The organism is Bradyrhizobium manausense, from assembly GCF_018129685.1.
GTDB classification, from domain to species: domain Bacteria; phylum Pseudomonadota; class Alphaproteobacteria; order Rhizobiales; family Xanthobacteraceae; genus Bradyrhizobium; species Bradyrhizobium manausense_D.
In genome coordinates this window covers 11,942-36,559 of record NZ_JAFCLG010000021.1, presented here as the reverse complement: position 1 = coordinate 36,559, position 24,618 = coordinate 11,942, and the positions used below count along the sequence as shown (strand labels likewise).

21 protein-coding genes are annotated in these 24,618 nt (G+C 64.6%); 14 read left to right on the top strand and 7 right to left on the bottom strand.

The features are described from left to right. Window positions 1-57 precede the first annotated feature (57 nt). Window positions 58-990, bottom strand: coding sequence for a KPN_02809 family neutral zinc metallopeptidase (gene ypfJ, locus JQ621_RS30085; RefSeq protein WP_212240384.1), 933 nt, complete (start codon window positions 988-990; stop codon window positions 58-60). Between the two features lie 416 nt (window positions 991-1,406). Between ypfJ and JQ621_RS30080 the strand changes: the two genes are divergently transcribed. Together JQ621_RS30080 and JQ621_RS30075 are read left to right on the top strand one after the other, a co-directional pair. Then, a complete protein-coding gene (locus JQ621_RS30080; RefSeq protein ID WP_283813218.1) occupies window positions 1,407-2,537 on the top strand; it encodes a site-specific DNA-methyltransferase in 1,131 nt (376 codons plus the stop codon). 175 nt (window positions 2,538-2,712) lie between these two features. After that, entirely contained in the window at window positions 2,713-3,039 is a 327-nt protein-coding gene (locus tag JQ621_RS30075) for a hypothetical protein (RefSeq protein ID WP_212240373.1), read from the top strand. Window positions 3,040-3,072: 33 nt separating this feature from the next. On the opposite strand, the gene JQ621_RS30070 is transcribed toward JQ621_RS30075, so the two are convergent. Then, window positions 3,073-4,779, bottom strand: coding sequence for an EF-hand domain-containing protein (locus JQ621_RS30070; RefSeq protein ID WP_212240372.1), 1,707 nt, complete (start codon window positions 4,777-4,779; stop codon window positions 3,073-3,075). A gap of 239 nt (window positions 4,780-5,018) precedes the next feature. On the opposite strand from JQ621_RS30070, the gene JQ621_RS30065 reads away from it, so the two are divergent. Beyond that, window positions 5,019-5,699 carry a glutathione S-transferase family protein gene (locus tag JQ621_RS30065; protein ID WP_212240369.1) on the top strand — a complete coding sequence of 227 codons (681 nt, stop codon included), beginning with the start codon at window positions 5,019-5,021 and terminating at the stop codon, window positions 5,697-5,699. A 102-nt stretch (window positions 5,700-5,801) separates the two neighbouring features. Here JQ621_RS30065 and JQ621_RS30060 read toward each other — a convergent pair whose 3' ends face one another. Then, on the bottom strand, window positions 5,802-6,422 hold the full coding sequence (locus tag JQ621_RS30060; RefSeq protein WP_212240368.1) for a glutathione S-transferase family protein: 621 nt from the start codon (window positions 6,420-6,422) through the stop codon (window positions 5,802-5,804). Window positions 6,423-6,549: 127 nt separating this feature from the next. Here JQ621_RS30060 and JQ621_RS30055 point away from each other — a divergent pair, with 127 nt between their 5' ends. Continuing rightward, window positions 6,550-7,827: a flavin-dependent oxidoreductase gene (locus tag JQ621_RS30055; RefSeq protein WP_212240367.1), complete on the top strand. Its 1,278-nt coding sequence runs from the start codon at window positions 6,550-6,552 to the stop codon at window positions 7,825-7,827. A gap of 178 nt (window positions 7,828-8,005) precedes the next feature. Here JQ621_RS30055 and JQ621_RS30050 read toward each other — a convergent pair whose 3' ends face one another. Beyond that, window positions 8,006-8,425 (bottom strand): PaaI family thioesterase, encoded by a 420-nt coding sequence (locus tag JQ621_RS30050; RefSeq protein WP_212240366.1) that lies wholly within the window; start codon window positions 8,423-8,425, stop codon window positions 8,006-8,008. Window positions 8,426-8,675: 250 nt separating this feature from the next. Here JQ621_RS30050 and JQ621_RS30045 point away from each other — a divergent pair, with 250 nt between their 5' ends. Beyond that, window positions 8,676-10,421: a sensor domain-containing diguanylate cyclase gene (locus JQ621_RS30045; protein WP_212240365.1), complete on the top strand. Its 1,746-nt coding sequence runs from the start codon at window positions 8,676-8,678 to the stop codon at window positions 10,419-10,421. Between the two features lie 4 nt (window positions 10,422-10,425). Here JQ621_RS30045 and mutY read toward each other — a convergent pair whose 3' ends face one another. Next, window positions 10,426-11,523, bottom strand: a complete 1,098-nt coding sequence (gene mutY, locus JQ621_RS30040; RefSeq protein WP_212240363.1) for an A/G-specific adenine glycosylase — start codon at window positions 11,521-11,523, stop codon at window positions 10,426-10,428. A 197-nt stretch (window positions 11,524-11,720) separates the two neighbouring features. On the opposite strand from mutY, the gene JQ621_RS30035 reads away from it, so the two are divergent. The 9 genes from JQ621_RS30035 to JQ621_RS29995 all read left to right on the top strand — a co-directional run bounded on the left by JQ621_RS30035 (window position 11,721) and on the right by JQ621_RS29995 (window position 21,871). Next, the gene (locus JQ621_RS30035; RefSeq protein WP_212240361.1) at window positions 11,721-12,212 is read left to right on the top strand and encodes a DUF721 domain-containing protein; all 492 of its coding nucleotides are present in this window, start codon (window positions 11,721-11,723) and stop codon (window positions 12,210-12,212) included. Window positions 12,213-12,348: 136 nt separating this feature from the next. After that, window positions 12,349-13,020 carry a DsbA family protein gene (locus JQ621_RS30030; protein WP_212240359.1) on the top strand — a complete coding sequence of 224 codons (672 nt, stop codon included), beginning with the start codon at window positions 12,349-12,351 and terminating at the stop codon, window positions 13,018-13,020. Window positions 13,021-13,236: 216 nt separating this feature from the next. Beyond that, entirely contained in the window at window positions 13,237-16,701 is a 3,465-nt protein-coding gene (gene smc, locus JQ621_RS30025; protein ID WP_212240357.1) for a chromosome segregation protein SMC, read from the top strand. Between the two features lie 113 nt (window positions 16,702-16,814). Further along, on the top strand, window positions 16,815-17,792 hold the full coding sequence (locus JQ621_RS30020; protein ID WP_212240356.1) for a small ribosomal subunit Rsm22 family protein: 978 nt from the start codon (window positions 16,815-16,817) through the stop codon (window positions 17,790-17,792). 135 nt (window positions 17,793-17,927) lie between these two features. Then, window positions 17,928-18,488 carry a LemA family protein gene (locus JQ621_RS30015; RefSeq protein ID WP_212240355.1) on the top strand — a complete coding sequence of 187 codons (561 nt, stop codon included), beginning with the start codon at window positions 17,928-17,930 and terminating at the stop codon, window positions 18,486-18,488. A 32-nt stretch (window positions 18,489-18,520) separates the two neighbouring features. After that, window positions 18,521-19,765: a M48 family metallopeptidase gene (locus JQ621_RS30010; protein WP_212240354.1), complete on the top strand. Its 1,245-nt coding sequence runs from the start codon at window positions 18,521-18,523 to the stop codon at window positions 19,763-19,765. Between the two features lie 207 nt (window positions 19,766-19,972). Further along, complete coding sequence (locus JQ621_RS30005) at window positions 19,973-20,722, top strand: P-loop NTPase family protein (protein ID WP_212240353.1); 750 nt, start codon at window positions 19,973-19,975, stop codon at window positions 20,720-20,722. Window positions 20,723-20,782: 60 nt separating this feature from the next. After that, window positions 20,783-21,448, top strand: coding sequence for a hypothetical protein (locus tag JQ621_RS30000; RefSeq protein ID WP_212240352.1), 666 nt, complete (start codon window positions 20,783-20,785; stop codon window positions 21,446-21,448). Window positions 21,449-21,538: 90 nt separating this feature from the next. After that, on the top strand, window positions 21,539-21,871 hold the full coding sequence (locus tag JQ621_RS29995; RefSeq protein ID WP_212240351.1) for a GIY-YIG nuclease family protein: 333 nt from the start codon (window positions 21,539-21,541) through the stop codon (window positions 21,869-21,871). 13 nt (window positions 21,872-21,884) lie between these two features. On the opposite strand, the gene JQ621_RS29990 is transcribed toward JQ621_RS29995, so the two are convergent. Together JQ621_RS29990 and JQ621_RS29985 are read right to left on the bottom strand one after the other, a co-directional pair. Continuing rightward, window positions 21,885-22,424 carry an adenine phosphoribosyltransferase gene (locus tag JQ621_RS29990; RefSeq protein ID WP_027529190.1) on the bottom strand — a complete coding sequence of 180 codons (540 nt, stop codon included), beginning with the start codon at window positions 22,422-22,424 and terminating at the stop codon, window positions 21,885-21,887. 9 nt (window positions 22,425-22,433) lie between these two features. Further along, on the bottom strand, window positions 22,434-24,599 hold the full coding sequence (locus tag JQ621_RS29985) for an anthranilate synthase component I (RefSeq protein WP_212240346.1): 2,166 nt from the start codon (window positions 24,597-24,599) through the stop codon (window positions 22,434-22,436). Window positions 24,600-24,618: the final 19 nt, after the last annotated feature.

Sequence of the window (24,618 nt, the reverse complement as noted above, 5' to 3'; positions counted from 1 at the left end):
GGGACGAACGCAAGTGCGTGCGTCCCGGGATGACGGACAACGGCCCGTGACGGATAACTACCGCACCGCGCCCGGCGCAAAGGTGTTGCAGGCGTTCAGGGTGCCCTGCTGATAGCCGGTCATGAACCACTGCTTGCGCTGCGCGGCCGAGCCGTGGGTAAAGGAGTCGGGCACCACGCGGCCGGTGGCCTGGCGCTGCAGCGTATCGTCGCCGATCGCAGACGCCGTGGTCAGCGCGGCATCGATGTCGCCGGCCTCGAGGAAGTTCGGGCGCTTCTTCTGTTCAAGATTGGTCCACATGCCGGAGAGACAATCGGCCTGCAGCTCGACCTTCACCTGCAGCGCGTTGGCTTCGGCCTTGCTGCCGGCCTGCTGCTGCAACTCCGTCACCTTCGGGATGATGCCCAGCAGGTTCTGGATGTGATGGCCAGCCTCATGCGCGATGATATAGGCGGAGGTGTATTTACACGCGTTGCCCTGGCAGCCATGGAAGCGGGTCTCGACCTCGCGGAAGAAACCGGTGTCGAGGAAGATGGTGCGGTCCGGCGGGCAGTAGAACGGTCCCATCGCCGACTCCGCCCGGCCGCAGCGGCCGCCATTGGTGGCGTTGCGGAACAGCACGACCTTCGGACCGGTGTAGGACTTGCCACTGGCCGCGAACTGCTCGCTCCAGCGATCGTCGATCTCGCCGAGGATGCCCGAGATCATGCTGCCCATCTCGTCGGTCGGCGCGCCGCGCTTGGCCTGGGACGGACGGTCGCTCTGGTAGCTCGGCGCCTGGCTGCCGCCACCGGTGAGGATCTCGGCGCCGCCGATCAGAATACGCGGATCGATGCCGAAGGCATAGCCGACCAGGCCAAGCACGATGATGGTGCCGATGCCGAGGCCGCCCCCACCCATGGGAAGGCCGAATCCGCCGCCACCACCGCCGCCACTGTCGTCGCGACGATCCTCGATGTCGTCGCTGCGGCGGAAATCATCGTAGCGCATGGCGGGTTTCCCTCAGGTCGTCGATTTGCATGGCATGGGCACGCAGAAGCGAGAAAAGCTCAACGCGCCACAGACGTAAAATTTCCATTGCGTTAATCAATATCCCGCTCGGCAATTATTGCCTAGTGCGACAGCGTGCGACGCCTGCAATTTTTTCCGAGGGCCAAGCATTTTTTTCCGAGAGAAATTCGAGAGTCTTTTGCAACACGGGCGACCTTCCGAACACGACATGACGCGAAACACACTGTAAAACACGGCTCTTGCGCGCCGCGAACCGCGCGCCACATGCGATGCGCGATCTGCTCACGAAAGCGGCGGGTTAAGCCCATTTTTACTTTGCCGCTTCATTGTAACGGCCAGTCGGTTGTTTGGTCCCGCGTCGCCGACAGCGTCGCCTGAGTCAGAGTTCTTGAGTCATGGTAGTGTCGCGTCGCGGGGCGTCTGCAAAGGCGCCCCGCACAAATTTTGAGTCCGCTTCGCACAGCATCATTCTCGGTGATTGCGTCGCCGAGATGTCGAAGCTCGAGGCTGGTTCGGTCGATCTCGTGTTCGCCGATCCGCCCTATAATCTTCAGCTGAAGGGCGATCTCAAGCGCCCCGACGAGTCCCATGTCGACGCCGTCAACGACGACTGGGACAAGTTCGATTCGTTCTCCGCCTATGACGATTTCACCCGCGCCTGGCTGCTCGCCGCGCGCCGCGCGATGAAGCCGTCGGCGACGATCTGGGTGATCGGCTCCTATCACAACATCTTCCGCGTCGGCGCGATCATGCAGGACCTCGGCTTCTGGCTCCTGAACGACATCGTCTGGCGCAAGACCAACCCGATGCCGAATTTCCGCGGCCGCCGCTTCACCAACGCGCACGAGACCATGATCTGGGCCGCGCGCGACGAGAAAGCCAAGGGCTATACGTTCAACTATGAAGCGCTGAAGGCGGCCAACGAGGACGTGCAGGCGCGCTCCGACTGGCTGATCCCGCTCTGCACCGGCGAAGAGCGCCTCAAGGGCGCGGACGGCAAGAAGGTGCATCCGACGCAGAAGCCGGAAGGCCTGCTCGCGCGCGTGCTGCTGTCGTCGTCGAAGCCCGGCGATCTCGTGATCGATCCCTTCAACGGCACAGGCACCACCGGCGCCGTCGCCAAGCGCCTCGGCCGCTCTTATATCGGTTTCGAGCGCGACAAGACTTACGCCAAGGCCGCGGAAGCGCGCATCGCCGCTGTCGAGCCGCTGCCGGAGGAGAGTCTTGCGCCCTTCATGACAGCCCGCGAAGCACCGCGCGTGGCATTCTCCGAGCTGATCGAGCGCGGCATGATCATGCCCGGCACGAAACTGTTCGACGCCAAGAAGAAGCTCGGCGCGCTGGTCCGTGCCGACGGCGCCATCATGTTCGGCGACAAGGTTGGCTCGATCCACCGCATGGGCGCGGTAGCGCAGGGCGCGCAGGCCTGCAATGGCTGGACCTTCTGGCACGTCGAGACCAAGAAGGGCCTCAAGCTGATCGACGAGCTCCGCGCCGAGATCCGCGCCGGCATGGCGGCGGAGTAGTTTTCCGCGACCCCGTAGGGTGGGCAAAGGCGCGAAGCGCCGTGCCCACCATCTCTCCCGGCAATAGAGCTTTGGTGGGCATGCTTCGCTTTGCCCACCCTACGGCTCCTTGAACGCCGCAACAGCCGGGACTACATACGTTGGACCAGTCCGTGTCCCGACCGGCGGGTCCGCCATGCGAAAACAGTCCGAGATATTGCTGGTGTTGCCGCTGCTGCCGATCTTCCTGATCGGTATGTTCCCGATGTTTCTGATCGCCCTGCTCGGCTTTTTCGGGCTCGCTCTGTTCGGCGTGCTCGTGATCTGCGTCGGGCTTGCCAGCAGCAACGAGGCGCATGACGAATTCAATCAAGACGCCATCGTGCACGGCTATGCGCGCGAATCGCAGCGGAAGGCGAGGGCCTCGGACGTGCATCTTGCGACCAGGCTGGGGCTGCGGCTGGAGGCCATGGGCCTCGCCATGATCATCGCGGCTGCGATCGGAAGTGCCTGTTCGGGCTGAGCATGTGTCACGCCAGCAGGAGCTGCGAACGGATCAACGCGAGGGACAACCGGCGCCCTTGCTCTCTCCGCTTCCTTCGACAATGACGCAGGAATGGCCTGGGTCGCCGTCGGGATACGGCACGCCCTTCATGATGAGAAACGTGACGGAATGGGCGCCGGTCAGCCGCGCCGGAAACCGGATCTTCTCGCGTACGACATATTCGCCGGCGCGGTTCTGGCTGATCTGGCCCTTGGCCAGCAGCTGGACTAAACCGGCCTGCGAGGGTAGCACGTCATAGGGCGTCACAGGGGCACTGGCGATCACGGCATTCGGGTCGATCTCGGTCACGCCGCCAGGAAAGAAGCGCTCCATCTCCTCCTTGGCCCGGCTGGGACCGGACTGGATAAGGACGTTAGCCAGATTTCCGATGATATTGAGCGTCCCCTCGCTCTTGCGGATTACGAGCTTCTGACGCTGATCCGCAGTGGACTCGATCGCCCCCGAGGGGATACTGACGCTTGCGAGCGAATATCTGGTCGCAACCAAGTCCGGCTGCTTGCCGGCTGAGGTGTTGACAAAGGCCGCCGCCTGCAGCGACGCGCTGGACGGCGCTTCGCTGAAATAGCCGAAGCAGTTCGATCGTGCCAGCAGTGTGATGCGCTCACGCGGGATTCCCGTGGCGCCGACAAGAGACGGCTGCTTCGGATCACCGGCGTCCGGACCGGTACGCGAGCTCGTCATCACCAAGCGCTCGACACGCTCGACGGCACCGCTGAATTGCCAGATCGTCGGGTCATAGCTCGCGATCACCACGTAGATCGGTTCGCTGCCGGGCTCGACCACGATACGACCGGCCCGCACTTCATTGTCCTGCGAGCCGATGGTGACGCTCGACAGCGCGTCCGTCTGGTAGACGCCCAATAGCACGACCTTGCTCGTCTCGGAGGCTTTCGGAATAGCACAGGCCGCGCGCTCGGCGTCGATCGCTTCTTGTTTCTTGCGCGCGATCTCGGCTTGTTCCCGCAGCTTTCGCAGCCGCGCCTCTTCGTTCGCGGCATCCGTGGTTTTGCGACGAAAGTCCGTCAGCTCCTGCTGGGATATCTTGCTGTCGGCATCGGTATCAATGGTGCGAAACAGCATCTCGCCGGCTGCCTGATAGCTGGCCAGCGACAGCTCGCCCGAATTCGCAGCATCAAGCGTCAGCGCATCTCGCACCCGTTGCGCGTAGCCGTTGTTGGATAGGCGGGGAGGATTCGGAGCCGGCCTGTAGCCCTCAGCCAGGGTGATCTTGCCGTCCTTGTCGGCGTCGAACGCCATGATCGTTTTGACGACCCGCTCGACTTCCTCCTCTAGCCGGCCGATCGGCGGCCTGCTTTCCGCCGGCTGCACGAGTATGGTTCTTTGCTCGTATCGCGTAACCTGCCTTACCTCGTCCTCGGTCACCACGCCATCGCCGTCGATGTCGAAGCGCATGACCTGCAGCAACGGAGCGATCCTGGCCTGCGGCGCCTCCATCTGCGCGTGAAGCGCCGAATCGCGCTCGGTCAGTTTACCATCGCGGTCCGCATCGAGCTGGAAGAACTCCTCACGCAACTGCGTCATGTACCTAGTCAGATCGGTCCCCGCGTACAGGCGGCCAAGCAGGACCCGTTCTCCGACGGATTGTGGCTGCTGCGCGCATGCGGAACTGCCAAGCGACATTGCCGCAGCAATCAAGCACGCCGACGCAAATCGGAAACAGCTCTTCGCCTCGACCATCCTGCACGCTCCGCAAAACCTCGTGGGGAAATACGACGAAGGTGCATTGGCGACAAGGCACTACCTTTTGTTGACGCTTTGCAAAGTAAATTCTTGCTTGAGATCACCCTTGCGTTTCCATCATGCCGCAGTCACGAAGTCTTCGCTTGCAGACGCGGTGGAACCGACGCAGATAGACCAACCGCAGGCGCCGCACCTGCAGAGTCAGCCTCAAACATGCAGCACTGGGGAGACCAACGATGCTCAAATTCTATTTCAACGGATCGCCGAACCCGACCAAGGTCGCGCTCTTCCTCGAGGAGGCCGGCCTGCCGTTCGAGCCGGTGAAGATCGACACCCGCAAGGGCGAGCAGTTCGCGCCGGACTATCTGAAGATCAATCCGAACGGCAAGGTGCCGGCGATCGACGACGCCGGCACGATCGTGTTCGATTCGAACGCCATCCTGCTCTATCTCGCCGAGAAGACCGGAAAATTCCTGCCCGCCAACCGCGCCGAGCTGCTGTCCTGGCTTATGTTCGTGGCAACAGGCGTCGGGCCGTATTCGGGTCAGGCCGTGCACTTCAAGCATTTTGCGCCAAAGGATCAGAACCACGATTACGCCCACAACCGCTACCAGTACGAGACCGATCGTCACTACAGGATTCTCGACGCACATCTCGCCGGCCGCCGCTATATGGTCGGCCACGACTATTCGATCGTCGACATGGCGTTGTGGGGCTGGGCACGGATGGTGCCGTTCAAGCTCGGCGACGACGCGTTTGCGCGCTATCCTAACGTGAAGCGGCTGATCGACGAGATCTCGGCGCGGCCGGCAGCCGCCCGCGCGATCGCGCTGAAGGACAAGTTCACCTTCAAGGCCGAGATGGACGATGAGGCGCGCGCCAACATGTTCAAGCACATGACGACGAAAGTCGCCTGATCATAAGAGCGCCGCGTTGGATAGACGCAGCTTCAAGGCAAATGGCGTCGTCCCGGCGCCCCGTGCGCAATTGCGCAACTGGGCCGGGACGACACGAGGGTGTCACGCCTTCTGCGCGTCCATCACCTTGCGGATCGCCGGGCGGTCCATCATGCGCTTGAAATGATCCGCAATCCTCGGCGTCGCGTTGATATCGACGCTGTCGCCTTCGAGCCAGTGCGAGAGCGTGTGGAGATAGGGATCGCAGACCGTGAACTGATCGCCCATCACCCACGGCCCCCTGAACATCGTCTGCTCGATCAGTTTGAAGCAGGCGCCCATGGTCTTCGGCACCATCGCCTTCATGTCGGCGAACGAGCTCTCCTGCGTGGCCCAGCGCGCGCCACGCATCTTGTGGGCATGGTTGATGTGCACGGTCGAGCAGAGATAGGAGTTGAACGACTGCACCTGGGCGAAGTCGAAGGGATCATCGATCGGCGCGAGTTTCGCCTTGGGGAACACTTGCGCGATATAGGCCAGCATCGCCGGCGTCTCGGTGAGGACGCCGCGATCGGTGACCAGCGCCGGCACACGGCCCTTGGGATTGATGGCCAGATAGGCCGGGCTGTTCTGCTGGTTGTCTTTGAAGCTCAGCCGTTCAGCCGTGTAGTCGGCGCCGGCCTCCTCCAGGGCCATGTAGGTGGCGAGCGCGCAGGTGCCGGTGGCGTAGTAGAGCTTGAGCATGTCGGACCTCATGGGAAAACCGGAAAATAACCGCTGTCGTCCCCGTGGTCTATAGCACGACATTCTCTTCGCAGTTGCCCACATCCGCCCGCCTGTGCCAAGACGCCCGCAATCGGAGGGGTTTGTCATGACGGTACTCATCGCCGGTGGCGGCATCGGCGGCTTGACGCTTGCGCTCAGCCTGCACGGAATCGGCGTTCCCGTAAAAGTGTTCGAAAGCGTCGCGGAACTGAAGCCGCTCGGCGTCGGCATCAACGTGCTGCCGCATGCGGTACGCGAGCTGATCGAGCTCGGTCTGTTGGACAAGCTGGACGCAAGCGGCGTGCGCACCCGCGAGCTCGCCTATTTCTCCAAGCACGGCAAGCCGATCTGGAGCGAGCCGCGCGGGCTGGAGGCCGGCTACAAATGGCCGCAGTTCTCGATCCACCGCGGCACGCTGCAACAGATCCTGCTCGATGCTGCAGTCGAGCGGCTCGGCCGCGAGAACATTTTGACCAGCCATCACCTCAACGGCTGGACCGAGACGACCACCGGCGTGCGCGCCGACTTCATCGACAGGGCGAGCGGCAAGCCTGCCGGGACCTACGACGGCACGATCATGATCGCTGCCGACGGCATCCATTCCGCCGCGCGAGAAAAGCTCTATCCCAACGAAGGCCCGCCGATCTGGAACGGCCGCATCCTCTGGCGCGGCGTCACGCCTTCAAAGGCCTTCCTCACCGGCCGCACCATGATCATGGCTGGCCACGAAATCCTGAAATTCGTCTGCTATCCCATTTCCAAGGAGCCCGACGCCGCGGGCAATCACCTGATCAACTGGGTCGCCGAACGCCACATGCCGCCGACCTATCAGTGGCGTCGCGAGGACTATAACCGCACCGCCCGGCTGGAGGAGTTTCTGCCCTGGTTCGAGAGCTGGACATTCGACTGGCTCGATGTCCCCAGCCTGATCCGGAACTGCCCGCACGCCTATGAATACCCGCTGGTCGATCGGGATCCGGTGTCGCAATGGACGTTCGGCAAGGTCACGCTGATGGGCGATGCCGCGCATCCGATGTACCCGATCGGCTCGAACGGTGCCTCGCAGGCGATCCTGGACGCCCGCACCATCACGCGCGAGATCCTGGCGCATGGTCCGACGACCGCAGCGCTGCTCGCCTATGAGGCCGAGCGGCGGCCGGCGACCACCGACCTTGTCTTGCTCAATCGCAAGAACGGCCCCGAGCAGGTGATGCAGCTCGTCGAAGAACGCGCACCTGACGGCTACAAGGTCGTCACCGACGTGCTGTCGCAGAAGGAGCTGGAAGACATCGCGTCGAACTACAAGCGCGTTGCGGGGTTTCAGGTCGAGGCGCTGAACGCCAAGCCGCCGATCGTGAGCGGGGACGCGCGGGTGCAGGTGTGAATTTCATTCGCACTTAATGCGGATTTCTGAGGTTCGTCATGCCCGGGCTTGTCCCGGGCATCCACGTTCTTCATTCCGCTTGGCAAGGCGTGGATGGCCGGGACAAGCCCGGCCATGACGACGCGGAAGCTTGGGCGCTCGAACGCAGACATCGCACGCGAAGCGGAAAGCAATCGCCCTACTTCACCACCCTAGCCGCCTCCAGCAGTCGCTCGCTCGCAGTCGCCGTTGCCAGCACCGTGCCATCCTCCGCCATCAGCCTGGCCTCGACGAACGCGATGGTCTTGCCGAGCTGCGTCACCCTGGCCTCGCCGATGATCGGGCCGGGCCTGGCGGGGCTGAGAAAATTCACCGTCATGCTGATCGTGGTGGTGTAGAGCCGGCCCTCGCTCATCACGAGGACCGCAGGGCCCATCGTGTCGTCGAGCATGGCCGAAAGCATGCCGCCCTGGATAAAACCGGCCGGGTTGCAGAACTCCGGCCTGCCTTCGAAGCCGAGTTTGATCCACCCCTCCTCCGGTCGGACATCGAGCAGCCGCCATCCGAGCAGTTCGGCACAGGGCGGCCTCTTGAAGTTATCGAGCGCGGTCTTGACCATGCGAACCTCCGTTGCCGTCGAACTGATAGTCCCGGTCTGCTGACAGCTTCATGGCAGCAGGCGATCCGCGACAACGCAAACTTCCGGGATTTACGGAAACTGTACGGATTCAGGGCATTTCGCCAGCGATTAAGCCGACTTCAACCAACCGGTTTCACGACCGATTCAATACGATCCAATTAAGCAATCGGGCGGTAAGCGGCTGGAAGTTACGACGTGGCACGAGCGACGGTGAAACCGGAGCCTTTCCATGCGAGCCCTTTTGCAACAGGCGGCCAACCGCCTGCACGCGATCGAAGATCGACTGACCGTACGGACGCAGATCGCTGCTGCCGTTGCGGTGATGTCCATCGTGCTGGTGGGCACCCTGGCCGCCGGCGCCGCCCTCATCAGTTACAGACACACGGCGGCTCTCATCGAGAGCAGCGTCGCCGGGATCGCATCCAGCACCTCCGCCCGGCTCGAGCGTTTCATGGCGACGCGGCAGCAGGAGATGAAGCTGTTCACCGAGCTCGAGCCGATGCAACGGCTGTGGCAGGGCGACCCGAACGAGCTGCGCAGCGCGCTCGAGGCGCTTCAGCGCAATTTCGAATTTACCTGGATCGGTTTTGCCGACCTCAATGCCAACGTTGTCGCGTCGACCGGCGGCCTGTTGCAGGGCAAATCCGTGCTGGAGCGACCATGGTTCAAGCAGGGTCTCGAAAATGTCGTGGTCGGCGACGTGCACGAGGCCATCCTGCTGTCGTCGCTGCTCACCCAGCGCGCCAACAACGAACCCTATCGCTTCGTCGATATCGCCCTGCCCGTGCGCGATGCCTCCGGCAAAGTGGTCGGCGTGCTTGGCGGGCATCTGGACTGGTCATGGGCCAGCAATTTGATCAAGGACGTCGAGGCCAATGACGGCAATACCGACACGCGGCTATCGATCCTCAGCAAGGGCGGCATGGTCCTCGTCGGCCCGCAGAAGGAAACCATCCGCTACGGCGGCGATCAGCTCGCCGGCATGCTGAAGGCCCGCGACGGCACCTTCCGCGAAACGGTCGACGGCCAGCAGATGCTGACCGCATTCCACGTCGGTTACGGCTATCGCGACTACCAGGGCTTGAACTGGATCGTCACCGCGAGCCAGCCGGCGAGCGTGGCGCTAAAGGCAGCGATCTCCTCCGCGCAGATGATCTTGACGATCGGAGCGGTCATCGCGCTGATCGCGCTGTCTCTGGCCCTGCTGGTCTCGCGCCGGATCGCCGCTCCGATCATCGCCCTGACGCAGGAAGCCGACCGCATCGGACGCGCCCACGGCCCGACCATGCTGGCACGGCAGAGCGGCTCGGTCGAAGTCGTCCAGCTCTCACGCGCGCTGCGCTCGCTGCTGCGACGTATCGGCCATGCCGAGGAACGCACCAAGGAAGCCGAGATGCGCGCAACCGAGAATGCGATGCAGCTCCAGGAGGACATGCTGAAGCTGCGGCATCTCGCCGACACCGATTTCATGACCGGCCTGATGAACCGCCGCTCCTTCCTCGCCGTCGCCGACGACGCCGTTGCGTTCAGCCGCCGCTACAGGCGCAACATGGCGACCTTGATGATCGACATCGATCACTTCAAGAAGATCAACGACACCTACGGACACGCGGCCGGCGACGACGCCATCAAGAGCATCGCCGACGTCATCAGCCAGTCGATCCGTACCACAGACAAGGCGGCCCGGTTCGGCGGCGAGGAATTCGTTGTCCTGCTGCGCGAGATCGACCAGGAGACAGCGCTTCTGCTCGCCGAGCGCATCAGGACATCGATCGCGGGTGCGACCGTGCGCCATGGCGACACCGTCATTCCCATCACCGTCTCGGTCGGGCTCGCTCTGTTCGACGAGAACGACCGCGACGTGCAGGACGTGATCGAGCGCGCCGACCAGGGCCTCTATGTCGCCAAGAAAACCGGGCGCAACCGCACTTTCCTGATGCCCGCAACCGACGAACGCGCCGCGCGCGCCGCCTGAGCCGTCAGTCCAGCGCATGCGCGATCACCTTGCGCATGACGTTGGGCAACGCCTCGTCGGCAAGGGTCGCGATCGGCACCCAGCGCATGCCCGCGGGCGCGCGCGTGCGGGCTTCGGCCCTCGCGGTGTAGACCACCAGTTCCAGCGGGAAATGCGTGAAGACGTGGGTGACCACGCCGAGCTTGCGGTGCCAGCGCGACAGACCATTCAAGCGGGGCGCCTGTTGTTTGGCCGTCGCGTCTTCCTGTCCGGCGAGCCAGTCCGAGCCCGGCACTTCGGTCATGCCGCCGAGCAGGCCTTTTTCGGGCCTTGAGCGGACCAGCAGTTCATCTCCGCGCGTGACGACGAAGGCTGCGCCACGCCGGAGCGTGCCGCTTTTCTTCGGTGCCTTGCGCGGAAATGTCTCCTGCGTCCCCTGCAGGCGCGCCGCGCAATCCTCGTTCAATGGGCACAGCGAGCAGGCTGCCTTCTTCGGTGTGCAGATCGAGGCGCCCAGATCCATCAGAGCCTGGGCACTGTCGCCCGCGCGGGAGTTGGCGAGCAACGTCGTTGCCATCTGCTGGATCAGCGGCTTTGCCTGCGGCAGCTCCGCTTCCACCGCGAACAGGCGCGACACCACGCGCTCGATATTGCCGTCAACAGGCATGGTGTGCCGATCGAACGCGATCGCCGCAATTGCCGCCGCCGTGTAGGGCCCGATGCCCGGCAGCGCCCGCAGGCCTTCTTCGGTGTCGGGAAAAGCACCGCCATGCTCGCGCGTCACCGCAACCGCGCAGGCATGGAGATTGCGCGCGCGGGAATAATAGCCGAGCCCGGCCCACATCCTCAGCACGTCATCCAGCGAGGCGTTCCCCAACGCCTCGACATCAGGCCAGCGCGCGACGAATTTTTCGAAGTAGGGCCCGACCGCCTTCACCGTGGTCTGCTGGAGCATGATCTCCGACAGCCAGACGCGATAGGGATCGGAGGTCTCTCCAGGCGCAGCGCGCCACGGCAGTCTGCGGCGGTGGCGGTCGTACCAGGCGAGCAGCAATATAGGACGAGCCGAAACTGCAGACTGAGCTGATTCCGGCTCGGCCTTAAGGGCGGATTTGGGGTTCATGCCCCGCACTGTAGCGGCAACGCACCGACCTCTCCACGTCATGCCAGCGCTCGTCGCGGGCATCCACGCCTTTCTTCGTCAAAGAACGTGGATGGCCGGGACATAGGCGAGCGCACGCGACGCCGTCCTTCGGACCGCCCCGGCCTTGACGGCCGCCAAGAGGCAGCGCGCGGCGCGCCGGAGTGCTATAAGGCCCCATGGCCAAATTTCCCCCCAAACCCGGCCCCATCAGCGCCAAGCCGCTCGGGATCCTGCTCAACGACGTCTTTGCCGAGGCGTATGCCAAGCAGGGTTTTGCCGCGCGCGAGCTGGTGACGCGTTGGGGGGAGATCGCCGGGCCCGAGATCGCCGCCCATGCCGAGCCGCTGAAGATGCAATGGCCGCGACCGGTGGAGGGGCAGCCGCAGGAGCCGGCCACGCTGGTGCTGCGGGTCGAGGGGCCGATGGCGCTGGAGATCCAGCACTCGGCCGACGTCATCCTGGAGCGGGTCAACCGCTTCTTCGGCTGGAGCGCGGTCGGCAAGCTTGCCTTCCGCCAGGCCCCCCTGGCGCGGCCCCATCGCCCGGTGCGGCCCGCCCCGCCGGACCCCAAGGCCGTCGCCAAGGTGGCGGAAAGCCTGGGCGATATCGAAGATGAAGAATTGAAGACGGCGCTGGCGCGGCTCGGGGCCGCCATCAAGCGAAATTGAGCCTCATTCCTGCGCCAATCTGGACCCGGCCTTGCCGCTCGCCATTGCCTCAAACCACGTTTCAAGCTAGCGACAGGCCGCCCGGGAACCTTCAGGTAAAGCTCGGGTCGAGACCACGCCAATTCGGGAGCCGACCTTGATCATCACCCGCCGCGCCTTCACCACGATGCTGTCGCTGACCGGTCTCGCCGCGATCGCCGGGCTCTCGCCGCTGCGGTTCATCTCCGAGGCCATGATCCCTGAAGCAAAGGCGCAGGCCGCCGGCGATGTCGCCAAGCCGGTGTCGCTGCCCGACATGGCGCTCGGCCCCAAGGACGCCGCCGTCACCATCACCGAATTCGCCTCGATGACCTGCCCGCATTGCGCGGCCTTCAACGAGCAGGTGTTCCCCAAGATCAAGTCCGAATACATCGACACCGGCAAGGTGCGCTACGTCTTCCGCGAGTTCCCGCTCGACATCAAGGCCGCCGCCGGCTCGATGCTGTCGCGCTGTATCGCCAACGGCGATGCGCCGAAGTACTTCGCCGTCACCGACATGCTGTTCCGCCAGCAGAACGACTGGGTGGTGAAGAACACCACCGAGACCCTGACGCGGATCGGCAAGCAGGCTGGCCTCACCCAGCAGCAGGTCGAAGCCTGCCTGAAGGACCAGGCACTGCTCGACAAGATCGCCGCCGACCAGAAATATGCGAGCGACGTGCTGAAGGTGGATTCGACGCCGACCTTCTTCATCAACGGCGAGAAGATCAAGGGCGAGGCCTCGTTCGAGGAGTTCGCCAAGAAGATCAATCCGCTGCTGAAGAGCTGATTCGGGCGTCAAGATCCTGATTCGCATCTCGAAAGCCGTATCTTTCCCGGCATAAATCCCTTGGGAAAAGCGGCTTTGGCTGGTTGCCCTCGTGGCGCACCGCGGCCATTGTCCGCCGCATGAGGCGCCCCGCGCGACTCGCCCAGAGAGTGGCATTGCCTTCCATGGTATTGTCCCGGCAGGGGGATTCGCGCCTGCCAACAGAGATGCGTGCTTATGAAAATCACCCGCCTGCGCCTACACGGATTCAAGTCCTTCGTTGAGCCGACGGACTTCGTCATCGAGCCCGGCTTGACCGGCGTGGTCGGACCCAACGGTTGCGGCAAGTCGAATCTCGTCGAAGCGCTGCGCTGGGCGATGGGTGAAACCTCCTACAAGAGCTTGCGCGCCGCCGATATGGACGCGGTGATCTTCGCGGGCTCCGGCAACCGTCCCGCGCGCAACCATGCCGAAGTGACGATGACGATCGACAATGCCGATCGCACCGCGCCTGCGGCGATGAACGACAGCCAGCTGCTGGAAATCTCCCGCCGCATCGAGCGCGAAGCCGGCTCCGTGTATCGCATCAACGGCCGCGACGTGCGTGCGCGCGACGTGCAGATCCTGTTTGCGGACGCCGCCACCGGCGCGCGTTCGCCGGCCCTCGTCCACCAGGGCAAGATCGGCGAGATCATTCAGGCCAAGCCCGAGCAGCGCCGCCGCGTGCTGGAAGACGCCGCCGGTGTCGCCGGCTTGCATGCCCGCCGCCACGAGGCCGAGCTGCGGCTGAAGGCGGCCGAAACCAACCTCACCCGCGTCGAGGACGTGATCGGCCAGCTCGCAGGCCAGATGGAAGGCTTGAAGAAGCAGGCGCGCCAGGCCGTGCGCTATCGCGAGGTCGCCGCCAAGGTCCGCAAGGCCGAAGCCACACTGTTTCACCTGCGCTGGATCGGCGCCCATGCCGACGTCAACGAATCCGGCCAGACCCACGATCTCGCCGTCCGCGAGATGGCCGAGCGCACCCAGCATCAGGCCGAAGCCGCCCGCATCCAGGCGATCCGCGCTGCCGAAATGCCGGCACTGCGCGATGCCGAAGCGCGTGCTGCTGCAGGTCTTCAGCGCCTGACCAATGCCCGTGAGTTGCTCGACCGCGAGGAAGAGCGCGCCAAGGAGCGCGTTGCCGAGCTCGAGCGTCGTCTCGCGCAGTTCGAAGGCGACATTTCCCGTGCTCAGCAGCAAACCATGGATGCCGACGTCGCCTTGCAGCGGCTCGACACCGAGGACGCCGAGCTGAAGGAAGAGATCAAGTCGCGCGTCGAGAAGCGCTCCGGCGTCGACGAGCGCGTCGCGGAAGCCGAGGCGGTGCTGACCGAGACCGAGCAGCAATTCGCCGAGCTCACCACCGCGCTCGCCGACCTCACCGCCAAGCGCAACCAACTGGAAGCCAACGTTCGCACCCATCGCGACAAGCTCGCGCGCCTCGATCAGGAGATCGCGAATGTCACGGCTGAAGAGCAGAAGCTTGCCGCCGACACCGGCGGCTTCGGCGACCTCGACGAGCTGACCGCGGCGGTCGAGACCGCCGAGCAGACGCTGGCAGCTGCGGAAGCCGCCGCGCAGGCGAGCGAAGCTGCGCATGTCGCCGCCCGCCAGACGCTGGAATCCTCGCGCTCGCCGCTGGTCGAAGCCGACAAGCGCGTGCAGCGGCTCGACACCGAGGCGCGCACGATCTCCAAGATCGTCAACGGCGAGACCAAGAATCTGTGGCCGCCGATCATCGACGGCATCACCGTCGACAAGGGTTTCGAAAAGGCGATCGGCGCCGCGCTCGGTGACGATCTCGATGCGCCGATCGACCCCTCGGCGCCGATGCGCTGGACCAATGTCGGCGTCACCGACGGCGATCCGGAGCTGCCCGAAGGTGTCACCCCGCTTTCCAACCACGTTCAGGCGCCGGCCGAGCTGGCGCGCCGCCTGGCGCAGATCGGCGTGGTGCCGCGCGAGCGCGGCGCCGAGCTGGTCTCGCAGCTGAAGACCGGCCAGCGGCTGGTCTCGCCCGAAGGCGACGTCTGGCGCTGGGACGGTTTTGTTGCCGCCGCTCACGCGCCGACCGGCGCCGCGCGGCGCCTGGCCGAGCGCGCCCGTCTCGTCGACATCGAGAACGAGCTCGAGCAGGCCCGCATCGACGCGCAGATCAAGCGTCAGGCGCTGGAGAATGCCGAGTCCGAATTGCAGATGGCGGCCAGCACCGAAGGCGCCAGCCGCGAAGCCATGCGTGCGGCGCAGCGCGAGCTCAACACCGCGCGCGAACGCCACGCCGCCGCCGAACGTGAGATCAGCCGTCACGCCGCCCGCAAGGCGACGCTGTCGGAGGCGCACAGCCGTCTTGCCGCCGACCGCGCCGAGGCCGAGGCCGCCTGCGAATACGCCGAGGCCGGCATCAGCGAGCTGCCGTCGAGCGAGGACACCGAGACCCGTCTTGCCGCCGTCCGCAGCGACATCGAGAACCATCGCCGCATCGCCGCCCAGGTCCGCGCCGAGGCGCAGGCCCTGGCGCGCGAGGCCGAGCTCGCCGACCGCCGCGTCCAGGCGATCCTCGCCGAACGCACCGAGTGGCAGAACCGCAAGGAGAGCGCGGCCTCCCACATCGACACCATCCAGGCGCGCATTGCCGAGCTCACGATCGAGCGCGGCGAACTCGAGAACGCGCCCGCTCTCTTCGCCGAGAAGCGCAGCGCGCTGATCACCGAGATCGAGTACGCCGAGAACGAGCGCCGTATGGCCGCCGACGCGCTCGCCACCGCCGAGACCGCGATGGCGGAGACCGATCGCGTCGCCAAGCTGACGCTGGAGGCGCTGTCCAGCTCGCGCGAGGCCACCGCCCGCGCCGAAGAGCGCATGGAAAGCGCGCGGCGCCGGCTCGAGGACATCGAGCGCGAGATCCGCGACATGCTCGAAGTCGAGCCGCAGGCCGTCGCCGGCCTCGCCGAGATCGAACCCGGTGCCGAGCTGCCACCGCTGCACGAGATCGAGGAAGACCTCGAAAAGATGCGCCGCGACCGCGAACGCCTTGGTGCCGTGAACCTGCGCGCCGAGGAAGAGCTGCGCGAGGTCGAGACCCAGCACACGGGCCTGGTCACCGAGCGCGATGACCTGGTCGAGGCCATCAAGCGGCTGCGCCAGGGCATCCAGAGCCTCAACAAGGAAGCGCGCGAGCGGCTGCTGACCTCGTTCGAGGTCGTCAACAACCACTTCAAGCGCCTGTTCGTCGAGCTGTTCGGCGGCGGTGAGGCCGCGCTGCACCTGATCGAGAGCGACGATCCGCTCGAAGCCGGCCTGGAAATCATCGCCAAGCCCCCGGGCAAGAAGCCGCAGACGCTGTCGCTGCTGTCGGGCGGCGAGCAGGCACTGACCGCGATGGCGCTGATCTTCGCAGTGTTCTTGACCAATCCCTCGCCGATCTGCGTGCTGGACGAAGTCGACGCGCCGCTCGACGACCACAACGTCGAACGGTACTGCAACCTGCTGCACGAAATGACCGGCTCGACCGACACCCGCTTCATCATCATCACGCACAATCCCATCACGATGGCGCGCATGAACCGGCTGTTCGGCGTCACCATGGCCGAGCGCGGCGTCTCCCAGCTCGTCTCGGTGAGCCTGTCCGAAGCCGTCGACATTCTCGACCAGAACGTGGCGTGAGAAGATTGACCGTCATTCCGGGGCGATGCGCAGCATCGAACCCGGAATCTCGCGCTACAAGCTCTGGATTCCGGGTTCGCGCTTCGCGCGCCCCGGAATGACGCGAGTTGTCGATGATCTCGCCCATACTCCCTCCTGAACTCAAGGCCGCGCTCGACGCCAAGCTGCAGGGCTTTTCACGCACTGACGCTGCGCAGCGCTCGCAGAAGATCTCGACGGCTTATCGCGCCGGCGGCGGCTCCGGCACGATCAAGTCCGAAGCAGATGCGCTCGCCTATGCGCTGGCGCGCATGCCGGCGACTTATGCCGCCGTCGCCGCAAGCCTGAGCGCGCTCGCCGAGATCGCGCCGGACTTTGCTCCCGAAACGCTGCTCGACGTTGGCGCAGGTCCCGGCACCGCCAGCTGGGCTGCCGCGGAGGCCTTCTCCTCGCTGCAGGATTTCACCCTGCTCGATGCCAATACCGTGCTGAGCCGGCTCGCGCTCGAACTTGCACGCGACAGCACGCGTTTGGCCGATTGCCGCTACCTGCCCGGCGATGCCGCCGCCAATCTCGCCGAGGTCTCGCAGGCCGATCTCGTCGTCGCAAGCTACATCGTCGGCGAGCTCGCAGAGAGCGACCAACGCAAACTCGCCGAGACCATGTGGGCCAAAGCGCGCCACGCACTGGTCGTGATCGAGCCTGGCACGCCCGCCGGCTATGCCCGCATCCTCGCGCTGCGCCAGCAGCTGACGGAGCTGGGCGCTTTCGTCGCCGCGCCCTGCCCGCATGAGAAGTCCTGCCCTCTCGTCGCCCCTGACTGGTGCCATTTCAGCCAGCGCCTGCCACGCTCGCAGGCACACCGTCAGATCAAAGGCGCCGAGGTGCCGTTCGAGGACGAGCGCTTCATCTACCTCGCCCTGACCCGCACGCCACCGGCGAGCCGCGTCGCACGCGTGCTGGCGCCGCCGGATATCGGCAAGGCCGAGATCACGGCAAAGCTCTGCACCAAGGACGGCGTCGAACTTGCCAGGGTCCCGCGACGTGACAAGGCCGCCTATGCAAGCGCCCGCCGCTGGCGCTGGGGCGATGCCGTCATGTCCGAAAGTTAACCTCGTTTCCCGCTTTTGCCTTGAACTTGGATGGTTCGTGATCCGACCAAGTCTTACCTTCCCTCCGCGCGGGGCTCTTCCCCGGCTCCATTTTGGTTTAGGCTGTCCGCTCCAATTCCCTTTCAGGAGTTCTCCATGTCGACCGGCTGGATCGTTCTCGGCGTCATCGCCGTCCTCGTGTTCTTGGCGTTCAGCGCCTACAACCGGCTGGTGGCGCTTGGGCAGCGCGTCGGCCAGGCCTTTGCCGATGTCGACGTGCAGCTCAAGCAGCGTCACGACCTGATCCCGAATCTGGTCGAGACCGTGAAGGGCTATGCCTCGCATGAGCGCGGCACGCTCGACGAGGTCATCAAGGCGCGCAATTCGGCGATGTCGGCGCAAGGGCCGGCGCAGGTGTCCGCCGCCGAGAACCAGCTATCCGGCGCGCTCGGCCGGCTGATCGCGCTGTCGGAGGCCTATCCCGACCTCAAGGCCAACGCCAACTTCCAGCAGCTCGCATCCGAGCTCTCAGACCTCGAAAACAAGATCGCGGCGAGCCGCCGCTTCTTCAACAACGCGGTCCAGGAATACAATACCGGCATCCAGCAGATGCCCGCCGCTTTGTTCGCCGGCATGTTCGGCTTCACCAAGAAGGACTTCTTCGATCTCGGCGCAAGCCGCACCGAAGTCGAGGCAGCCCCTCAGGTGAAGTTCTGATCTGAGCTGACGGGCCGGCAGGGCAGCGCGTCATGGCCGCGTATGGTCTCTACACGCACATCGCCTCGAACAAGTTTCGTTCGATGCTGCTGCTCGCCGGCCTGTTCGCGCTGGTCTATGTGCTGGTCTTCGCCGGCGCGCTGGTCGCCGAAGTCGTCACCGACGGCAATCAGACCGTTGCCGATTATTTGAACCGGGGCTTCCACGACCTCATTGTCGCCTTTCCCTTCGCGACGATTGCGGCCGTCGCCTGGATCGTCATCGCCTATTTCTTCCATCAGTCGATGATCGACGCGGTGACAGGCGGCCATGACGTCAGCAGGCAGGAGGAGCCGCGCCTTTACAATCTGCTCGAAAACCTCTGCATCTCCCGCGGCATCACCATGCCGAAGCTGAAGATCATGGACTCACCGGCGCTCAACGCGTTCGCGACCGGGCTCAATCCGCGGCAATACGCTGTGACCGTCACCACGGGTCTCCTGAAGGCGCTTGACGACCAGGAGATCGAGGCGGTGCTTGGCCACGAGCTCACCCACATCAAGAACGGGGACGTGCAGTTGATGGTGGTCGCCGTCATCATCGCCGGCGTGGTCGGATTCTTCGGCGAGCTGTTCTTCCGCCTGTTCACGAATCTGAGCTGGAGCTCGGGTGGCGGATCGTGGTCGTCCGGCTCCTCTTCGTCGTCACGATCGTCCTCGTCATCGAGCGACAGCAAGAATTCGGGCGGTGGCGCGGTGATCGTGATCATCATCGCGGTCGTGCTCATCGTGGTGGCCTGGCTGGTGTCGCAAGTGGTCAAGCTCGCGCTTTCGCGCTCGCGCGAATATCTGGCCGATGCCGGCTCGGTCGAACTGACGAAAAATCCCGATGCCATGATCTCGGCGCTACGCAAGATCGAGGGCCGCGGCGAGCTTCCCGGCGCAACCTCCGCGGTGATGGAGCTGTGCCTGGACAATCCGCGCGAAGGTTTTTCCGATCTGTTCGCGACCCACCCTTCCGTGCAGTCCCGCGTCGACGCGCTGGTCAAATTCGCCGGCGGCCACGATCCCGGTCCGCTGCCGCCGCCTCCTGACGAGACGGAGCAGCCCGCCGCGCAAGAACCCGAGGCCGATCAGCAGGACACAGCGCCGCCGCCGCTTCCGCAGGGTCCGTGGAACGATACGGGCGGCCGGGCCATTCCGCCGCCAGTCCCTGCCCCAAGCGCTTCCGGAACCGCGGCCGGCAATCCCCTGCCCAATCCGATCGGCAATCCCATGGGTCCGTGGGGCCGCCACTAGGCACAGAATACGTCGTACCTTGGGCCTGTTTCACTGCCTTTGGGAAAAACTCCGGGAATTGCCGCAAGCGGCCGGCAGAGATTTGAATTCTCCCTTGTTTCTGCCATGTTCGCGCCCAACAGCAGACTCGGGATTATCCTTGGGACATCGATTTGGGGCCCGGCCGATTGCGACCTCGCGATCGGGGGCGCGCGTGAGGGGACAGCAATGGCAAAGCCGGCAGTGGTTGTGGTGGGCGCGGACAAGGGCGGGGTCGGCAAGACCACGGTATCGCGCACCTTGCTCGATTATTTTTCCGCCAACAACGTGCCGACCCGCGCCTTCGATACGGAATCGCCGCGGGGCACGCTGAAGCGCTTCCACCCTGACATCACCGAGATCGTCGATATGACGACGACGGCCGATCAGATGAAGATTTTCGATACGCTCAATGCGACTAGCCCGTCGGTGACCGTGATCGACGTCCGCGCCGGCCTGCTCTCACCCGCTTTGGCGTCGCTGCGCGACATCGGTTTCCTCGACGCCGCCAAGGCCGGCCAGATCACCTTCGCGGTGTTCCACATCCTCGGACCCTCGATCGCCTCGCTGGACGAGATCGCCGAGACGGCGGGCTTCATGACCGGTGCAAAATATTTCCTGGTGAAGAACTTCATCAACGACACCCAGTTCTTCCAGTGGGACCAGGCGACCTACAATTCCTATTTCCATCGCATCAAGGACGCGACCGAGCTGACAATCCCGAAGCTCAACGAAATGGCCTATGAGCAGGTGGAGGTCTCGTCCGTTCCGTTCCTGAAATTCGTCGCCAACAAGGGCATCCACGACGAAGCCGCGAACTACTCGTTCGTGCTGCGCGGCTATGTCCGGCACTGGCTGGCCAACGTCTGGAGCGAGTTCGACCGCATCCATCTGACCGACATCGTCGGGTCCAAGCCCGCCCGCAACAGCGAAAAATAGTTGCGCTTGCAGGGCTGATACGGCTGGATTGGGCGGTAAGTTCGCTCAGATAATGGCGTGATGCCCGCGACGCCCCTTTACATCATCTGCTCGCCCCGCCCGCAGGTCGGCAAGACGCTGCTGGCGCGGCTCCTCGTCGAATTCCTGCTGCTCAAGAACGGCAACGTCGCGGCCTTCGACGTCAATCTGAAGGAGCCGTCGCTGCTCGATTACCTGCCGAAGGTGACCGAGACCGCAGACGTGAACGACACCTACGGCAAGATGCAGCTGATGGACCGCGTCATCGTCGATGACGGGCTCGCCAAAGTCATCGACCTCGGCTTCCACGCCTTCGATGAGTTCTTCAAGATGACGGACGAGATCGGCCTGCTCAAGGAAGCGGCACGCCGTCATGTCGCGCCCATGATCCTGTTCGTCGCCGACACCGACCGCGTCTCGGCCCGGGCCCATGCGATGCTGCGCGAGCAGATCCCGCGGATCAACCTGATCACCGTCGACAACGAATTCATCATCCGCGGCGAGCTGCCGCCAGCGATGGCCGAGGGCCGGTTGTTGCGCCTGCCGGCGCTGCCCGGGTTCCTCAAGACCTATATCGACCGGCTGAACTTCTCCTTCACCGGCTATCTGCGCCAGGAGAAGGACTCCTCGACCGAGCTGCACCAGTGGATCCGGCGGAATTACCTCGCCTTCCGCGAGCTCGAGCTGAGCCTGATCCTGCAACGGTAGTGAATATTTTACCCGGATAATATTGACGTGGACGGGATCGGCCGCTAACAAGGGCTGCGCAGCAGCGTCCCTCAGCAAGGCCCTCTCCCCGTGAGCACCGACCGGAAAGCAGCCATCGCCGCCTACAAGGAGCGGAAGACCATTGCGGGCATCTATGTGGTCCGCTGCGCGGCTTCGGGCGAGGCCTGGGTCGGCCAGGCTCCGAACCTCGAGACCATCAAGAACCGCATCTGGTTCACGCTACGCCGGGGCGGCCACCCCTGCCGCAGCCTCCAGGCCGCGTGGAACACGCATGGCGAGGCCGGCCTGACATTTGGCGAGTGCGAGCGGCTGGAGGATGAGGAAACTGCTTACGTCAGGAATGCGCTCCTGAAAGAGCGCGCGCTGCATTGGCAGGCGGAGCTAAAGGCACAGGCAATCTAACGATCGCAGCCGCTCAGTGCCCCTCGAACGTCATCAGCGTGCGCACCGGCACGTCCATGGCGCGCAGCTTGGCGGCGCCGCCGAGCTCTGGCAGGTCGATGATGAAGCAGGCGGCGACGACATTGGCGCCGATCTGGCGCAGCAGCTTCACCGCGCCTTCCGCGGTGCCGCCGGTGGCGATGAGATCGTCGACCAGGATGACGCGCTCGCCGGGCGAGATGGCATCGACATGCATCTCCATCTCGTCGATGCCGTATTCGAGCGAGTAGGCGATGCGCACGGTGGTGTGCGGCAGCTTGCCCTTCTTGCGGATCGGCACGAACCCTGCCGAGAGCTGATGCGCTACCGCGCCGCCGATGATGAAGCCGCGGGCTTCCATGCCGGCGACCTTGTCGATCTTGTTGCCGGCCCAGGGATTGACGAGCTCGTCGACCGCACGGCGGAAGGCGCGCGCATCCGCGAGCAACGTCGTGATGTCGCGGAACATGATCCCCGGCTTGGGATAGTCGGGGATGGTGCGGACGCTCGCCTTCAAATCATGGTCAAAGGTCATTGGCACCTCTCAATTGACCGGCGCATCCAGCCGGAACGCATTCTCGACGATCTTCAAGCCGACCTCGCCCCCGAGCGACATCAGCGACTCCGGGTGGAATTGCACACCGGCGACCGGCAGGGTCTTGTGCTCCAGCGCCATGGCGACACCGTCCTCGGTGCTGGCGGTGACGTTGAGCACGTCAGGCATGCTATCCTGCTCGACAAACAGCGAGTGGTAGCGGCCGATCACGATCTCGTTCGGCAGATTGCGCATCAGGCGTCCGCCACGCACCTGGACCCGCGAGGGCCGTCCGTGGGCGGGATGGGTGAGCTGGCCGAGCTCGCCGCCGAAATATTCGCCGATCGCCTGCACGCCGAGACAGACGCCGAACACCGGCAGCCTGTTCTCCAGAGCCGCCTCGATGGTCTTCTTGATCCCGAAATCTTCAGGCCGGCCCGGGCCGGGCGAAAGCACCAGCAAATCCCACCTCTTCTGCTTGAGCATGTCGAGCGCATGCACATAGCGGACCACGGTGACGCTGGCGCCGACCTGACGGAAATAATCGGCCAGCATATGGACGAAGCTGTCGTCATGGTCGATCAGCAGCACGCGCTTGCCCGAGCCGGTGGCATCCGGCGCGAAACTCGACAGCGGCTTCGGCGGATCGCCGCGCAGCGCCTGGAACAGGGCGGCGGCCTTGACTTGGCATTCGCGGTCTTCCGCGGCCGGATCCGAATCGAACAGGCAGGTGGCACCGACACGGACTTCGGCGAGACCGTCCTTCATGCGGATGGTGCGGATGGTGAGGCCGGTGTTGATGCTGCCGTCAAAGTTCACCGCGCCGATCGCGCCGGCATACCAGCGCCGCGGCGAACGCTCGTGATCCTCGACGAACTGCATCGCCCACAGCTTCGGCGCACCTGTCACGGTGACGGCCCAGGCATGGGTGAGGAAGGCGTCGAGCGCATCGAAGCCGGGGCGCAGCATGCCCTCGACATGGTCGACGGTGTGGAACAGCTTTGAATAGGTCTCGATCTGCCGGCGCGCCAACACCTTGATCGTGCCGGGCACGCAGACGCGCGCCTTGTCGTTGCGATCGACGTCGGTGCACATGTTGAGCTCGAACTCGTCCTTCTCCGAGTTCAGGAGCTGGCGGATCTGCTCGGCGTCGCCGATCGCATCAAGGCCGCGCGCGATCGTGCCCGAGATCGGGCAGGTCTCGACGCGGCGTCCGTCGGAGCGCACGAACATTTCCGGCGAAGCCGAGACGAGGAATTCGCCCTCGCCGAGATTCATCAGCGCGCCATAGGGCGACGGGTTGATGACGCAGAGGCGCTGGAACACTTCGGCCGGCGAGCGGTCGCAGGGCTCGGCGAACAGCTGGCCCGGCACGGCCTCGAACAGATCGCCGCGGGCGAAGGCCGCTCGCGCGGTCTCGACGGTGGCCTGATATTCGCCCGGCGCGTGATCGGCAAAACCCTGGCGGTGCGTCTTCACATAGGGGCTCTCGGCCGTCTCGCGCGGCAGGCCGTCGGTCGATTTGCCCTTCCAGGCAAAATCATAGCTGAGCACGACGCCGCGCCCCGTGGCGCGGTCATAGGCGAGCAGGCGATCGGGGACGTAGAGCACGATGTCGCGCTGGTCATCTTCGCGCGGGCGCTTCTGCACGAGGTCCTCGATCTGGAAGACGAGATCGTAGGCGAAGGCGCCGAACAGGCCGAGCAGCCCGTCGTCATTGGCGGCGAAGGCGGCGACGAGGTCGCGCACCAGCGACATCACGCTGGCGCGGCGCGTGCGCTGGTCTTCCTCAACAGGCGCATCGCCGCGAATGATGTGACCGGCAAGCCGCGTGGCGGTCTTTTCGGAGATCACGACGCAGGGTTCGCGCAGCACCTCCGAGAGGAATGCGATCAGCACCTGCCCGCGCTCGTTGAGCGCCTCGAGCCTGAAATTGATGCCAACGGTCTCGAGCTTGAGCGGCGGATCGGAGAAGCCGAGGTCGAAGCTCTCGTAGCGGCCCGGCACGGTCGTGCCCGAGGACAGCACCACACCGCGGCGGCGGTCGAGCAGGCTGACGAGATCATCCAGCCGATTGGCGCCGCCGGTAAACTGCTCCGCCACGCGCGTGATCGCAAGACCTGCGCGGGTGACGTAATCGCTTCTGGGGGGAAGAGCAAAGACCGTCCTGTTCATGTCGTCCTCTTACGAAACT

Coding starts and splice junctions, on each gene's coding strand:
- JQ621_RS30070 (WP_212240372.1), bottom strand. CDS start 4,779: ATGGTCGAGGCGAAGAGCTGTTTCCGATTTGCGTCGGCGTGCTTGATT.
- JQ621_RS30045 (WP_212240365.1), top strand. CDS start 8,676: ATGCGAGCCCTTTTGCAACAGGCGGCCAACCGCCTGCACGCGATCGAA.
- JQ621_RS30075 (WP_212240373.1), top strand. CDS start 2,713: ATGCGAAAACAGTCCGAGATATTGCTGGTGTTGCCGCTGCTGCCGATC.
- JQ621_RS30080 (WP_283813218.1), top strand. CDS start 1,407: ATGGTAGTGTCGCGTCGCGGGGCGTCTGCAAAGGCGCCCCGCACAAAT.
- JQ621_RS30000 (WP_212240352.1), top strand. CDS start 20,783: ATGCCCGCGACGCCCCTTTACATCATCTGCTCGCCCCGCCCGCAGGTC.
- JQ621_RS30060 (WP_212240368.1), bottom strand. CDS start 6,422: ATGCTCAAGCTCTACTACGCCACCGGCACCTGCGCGCTCGCCACCTAC.
- JQ621_RS30065 (WP_212240369.1), top strand. CDS start 5,019: ATGCTCAAATTCTATTTCAACGGATCGCCGAACCCGACCAAGGTCGCG.
- JQ621_RS30020 (WP_212240356.1), top strand. CDS start 16,815: ATGATCTCGCCCATACTCCCTCCTGAACTCAAGGCCGCGCTCGACGCC.
- JQ621_RS30050 (WP_212240366.1), bottom strand. CDS start 8,425: ATGGTCAAGACCGCGCTCGATAACTTCAAGAGGCCGCCCTGTGCCGAA.
- JQ621_RS29985 (WP_212240346.1), bottom strand. CDS start 24,599: ATGAACAGGACGGTCTTTGCTCTTCCCCCCAGAAGCGATTACGTCACC.
- JQ621_RS30005 (WP_212240353.1), top strand. CDS start 19,973: ATGGCAAAGCCGGCAGTGGTTGTGGTGGGCGCGGACAAGGGCGGGGTC.
- JQ621_RS30015 (WP_212240355.1), top strand. CDS start 17,928: ATGTCGACCGGCTGGATCGTTCTCGGCGTCATCGCCGTCCTCGTGTTC.
- JQ621_RS30055 (WP_212240367.1), top strand. CDS start 6,550: ATGACGGTACTCATCGCCGGTGGCGGCATCGGCGGCTTGACGCTTGCG.
- JQ621_RS29990 (WP_027529190.1), bottom strand. CDS start 22,424: ATGACCTTTGACCATGATTTGAAGGCGAGCGTCCGCACCATCCCCGAC.
- JQ621_RS30010 (WP_212240354.1), top strand. CDS start 18,521: ATGGCCGCGTATGGTCTCTACACGCACATCGCCTCGAACAAGTTTCGT.
- smc (WP_212240357.1), top strand. CDS start 13,237: ATGAAAATCACCCGCCTGCGCCTACACGGATTCAAGTCCTTCGTTGAG.
- mutY (WP_212240363.1), bottom strand. CDS start 11,523: ATGAACCCCAAATCCGCCCTTAAGGCCGAGCCGGAATCAGCTCAGTCT.
- ypfJ (WP_212240384.1), bottom strand. CDS start 990: ATGCGCTACGATGATTTCCGCCGCAGCGACGACATCGAGGATCGTCGC.
- JQ621_RS30035 (WP_212240361.1), top strand. CDS start 11,721: ATGGCCAAATTTCCCCCCAAACCCGGCCCCATCAGCGCCAAGCCGCTC.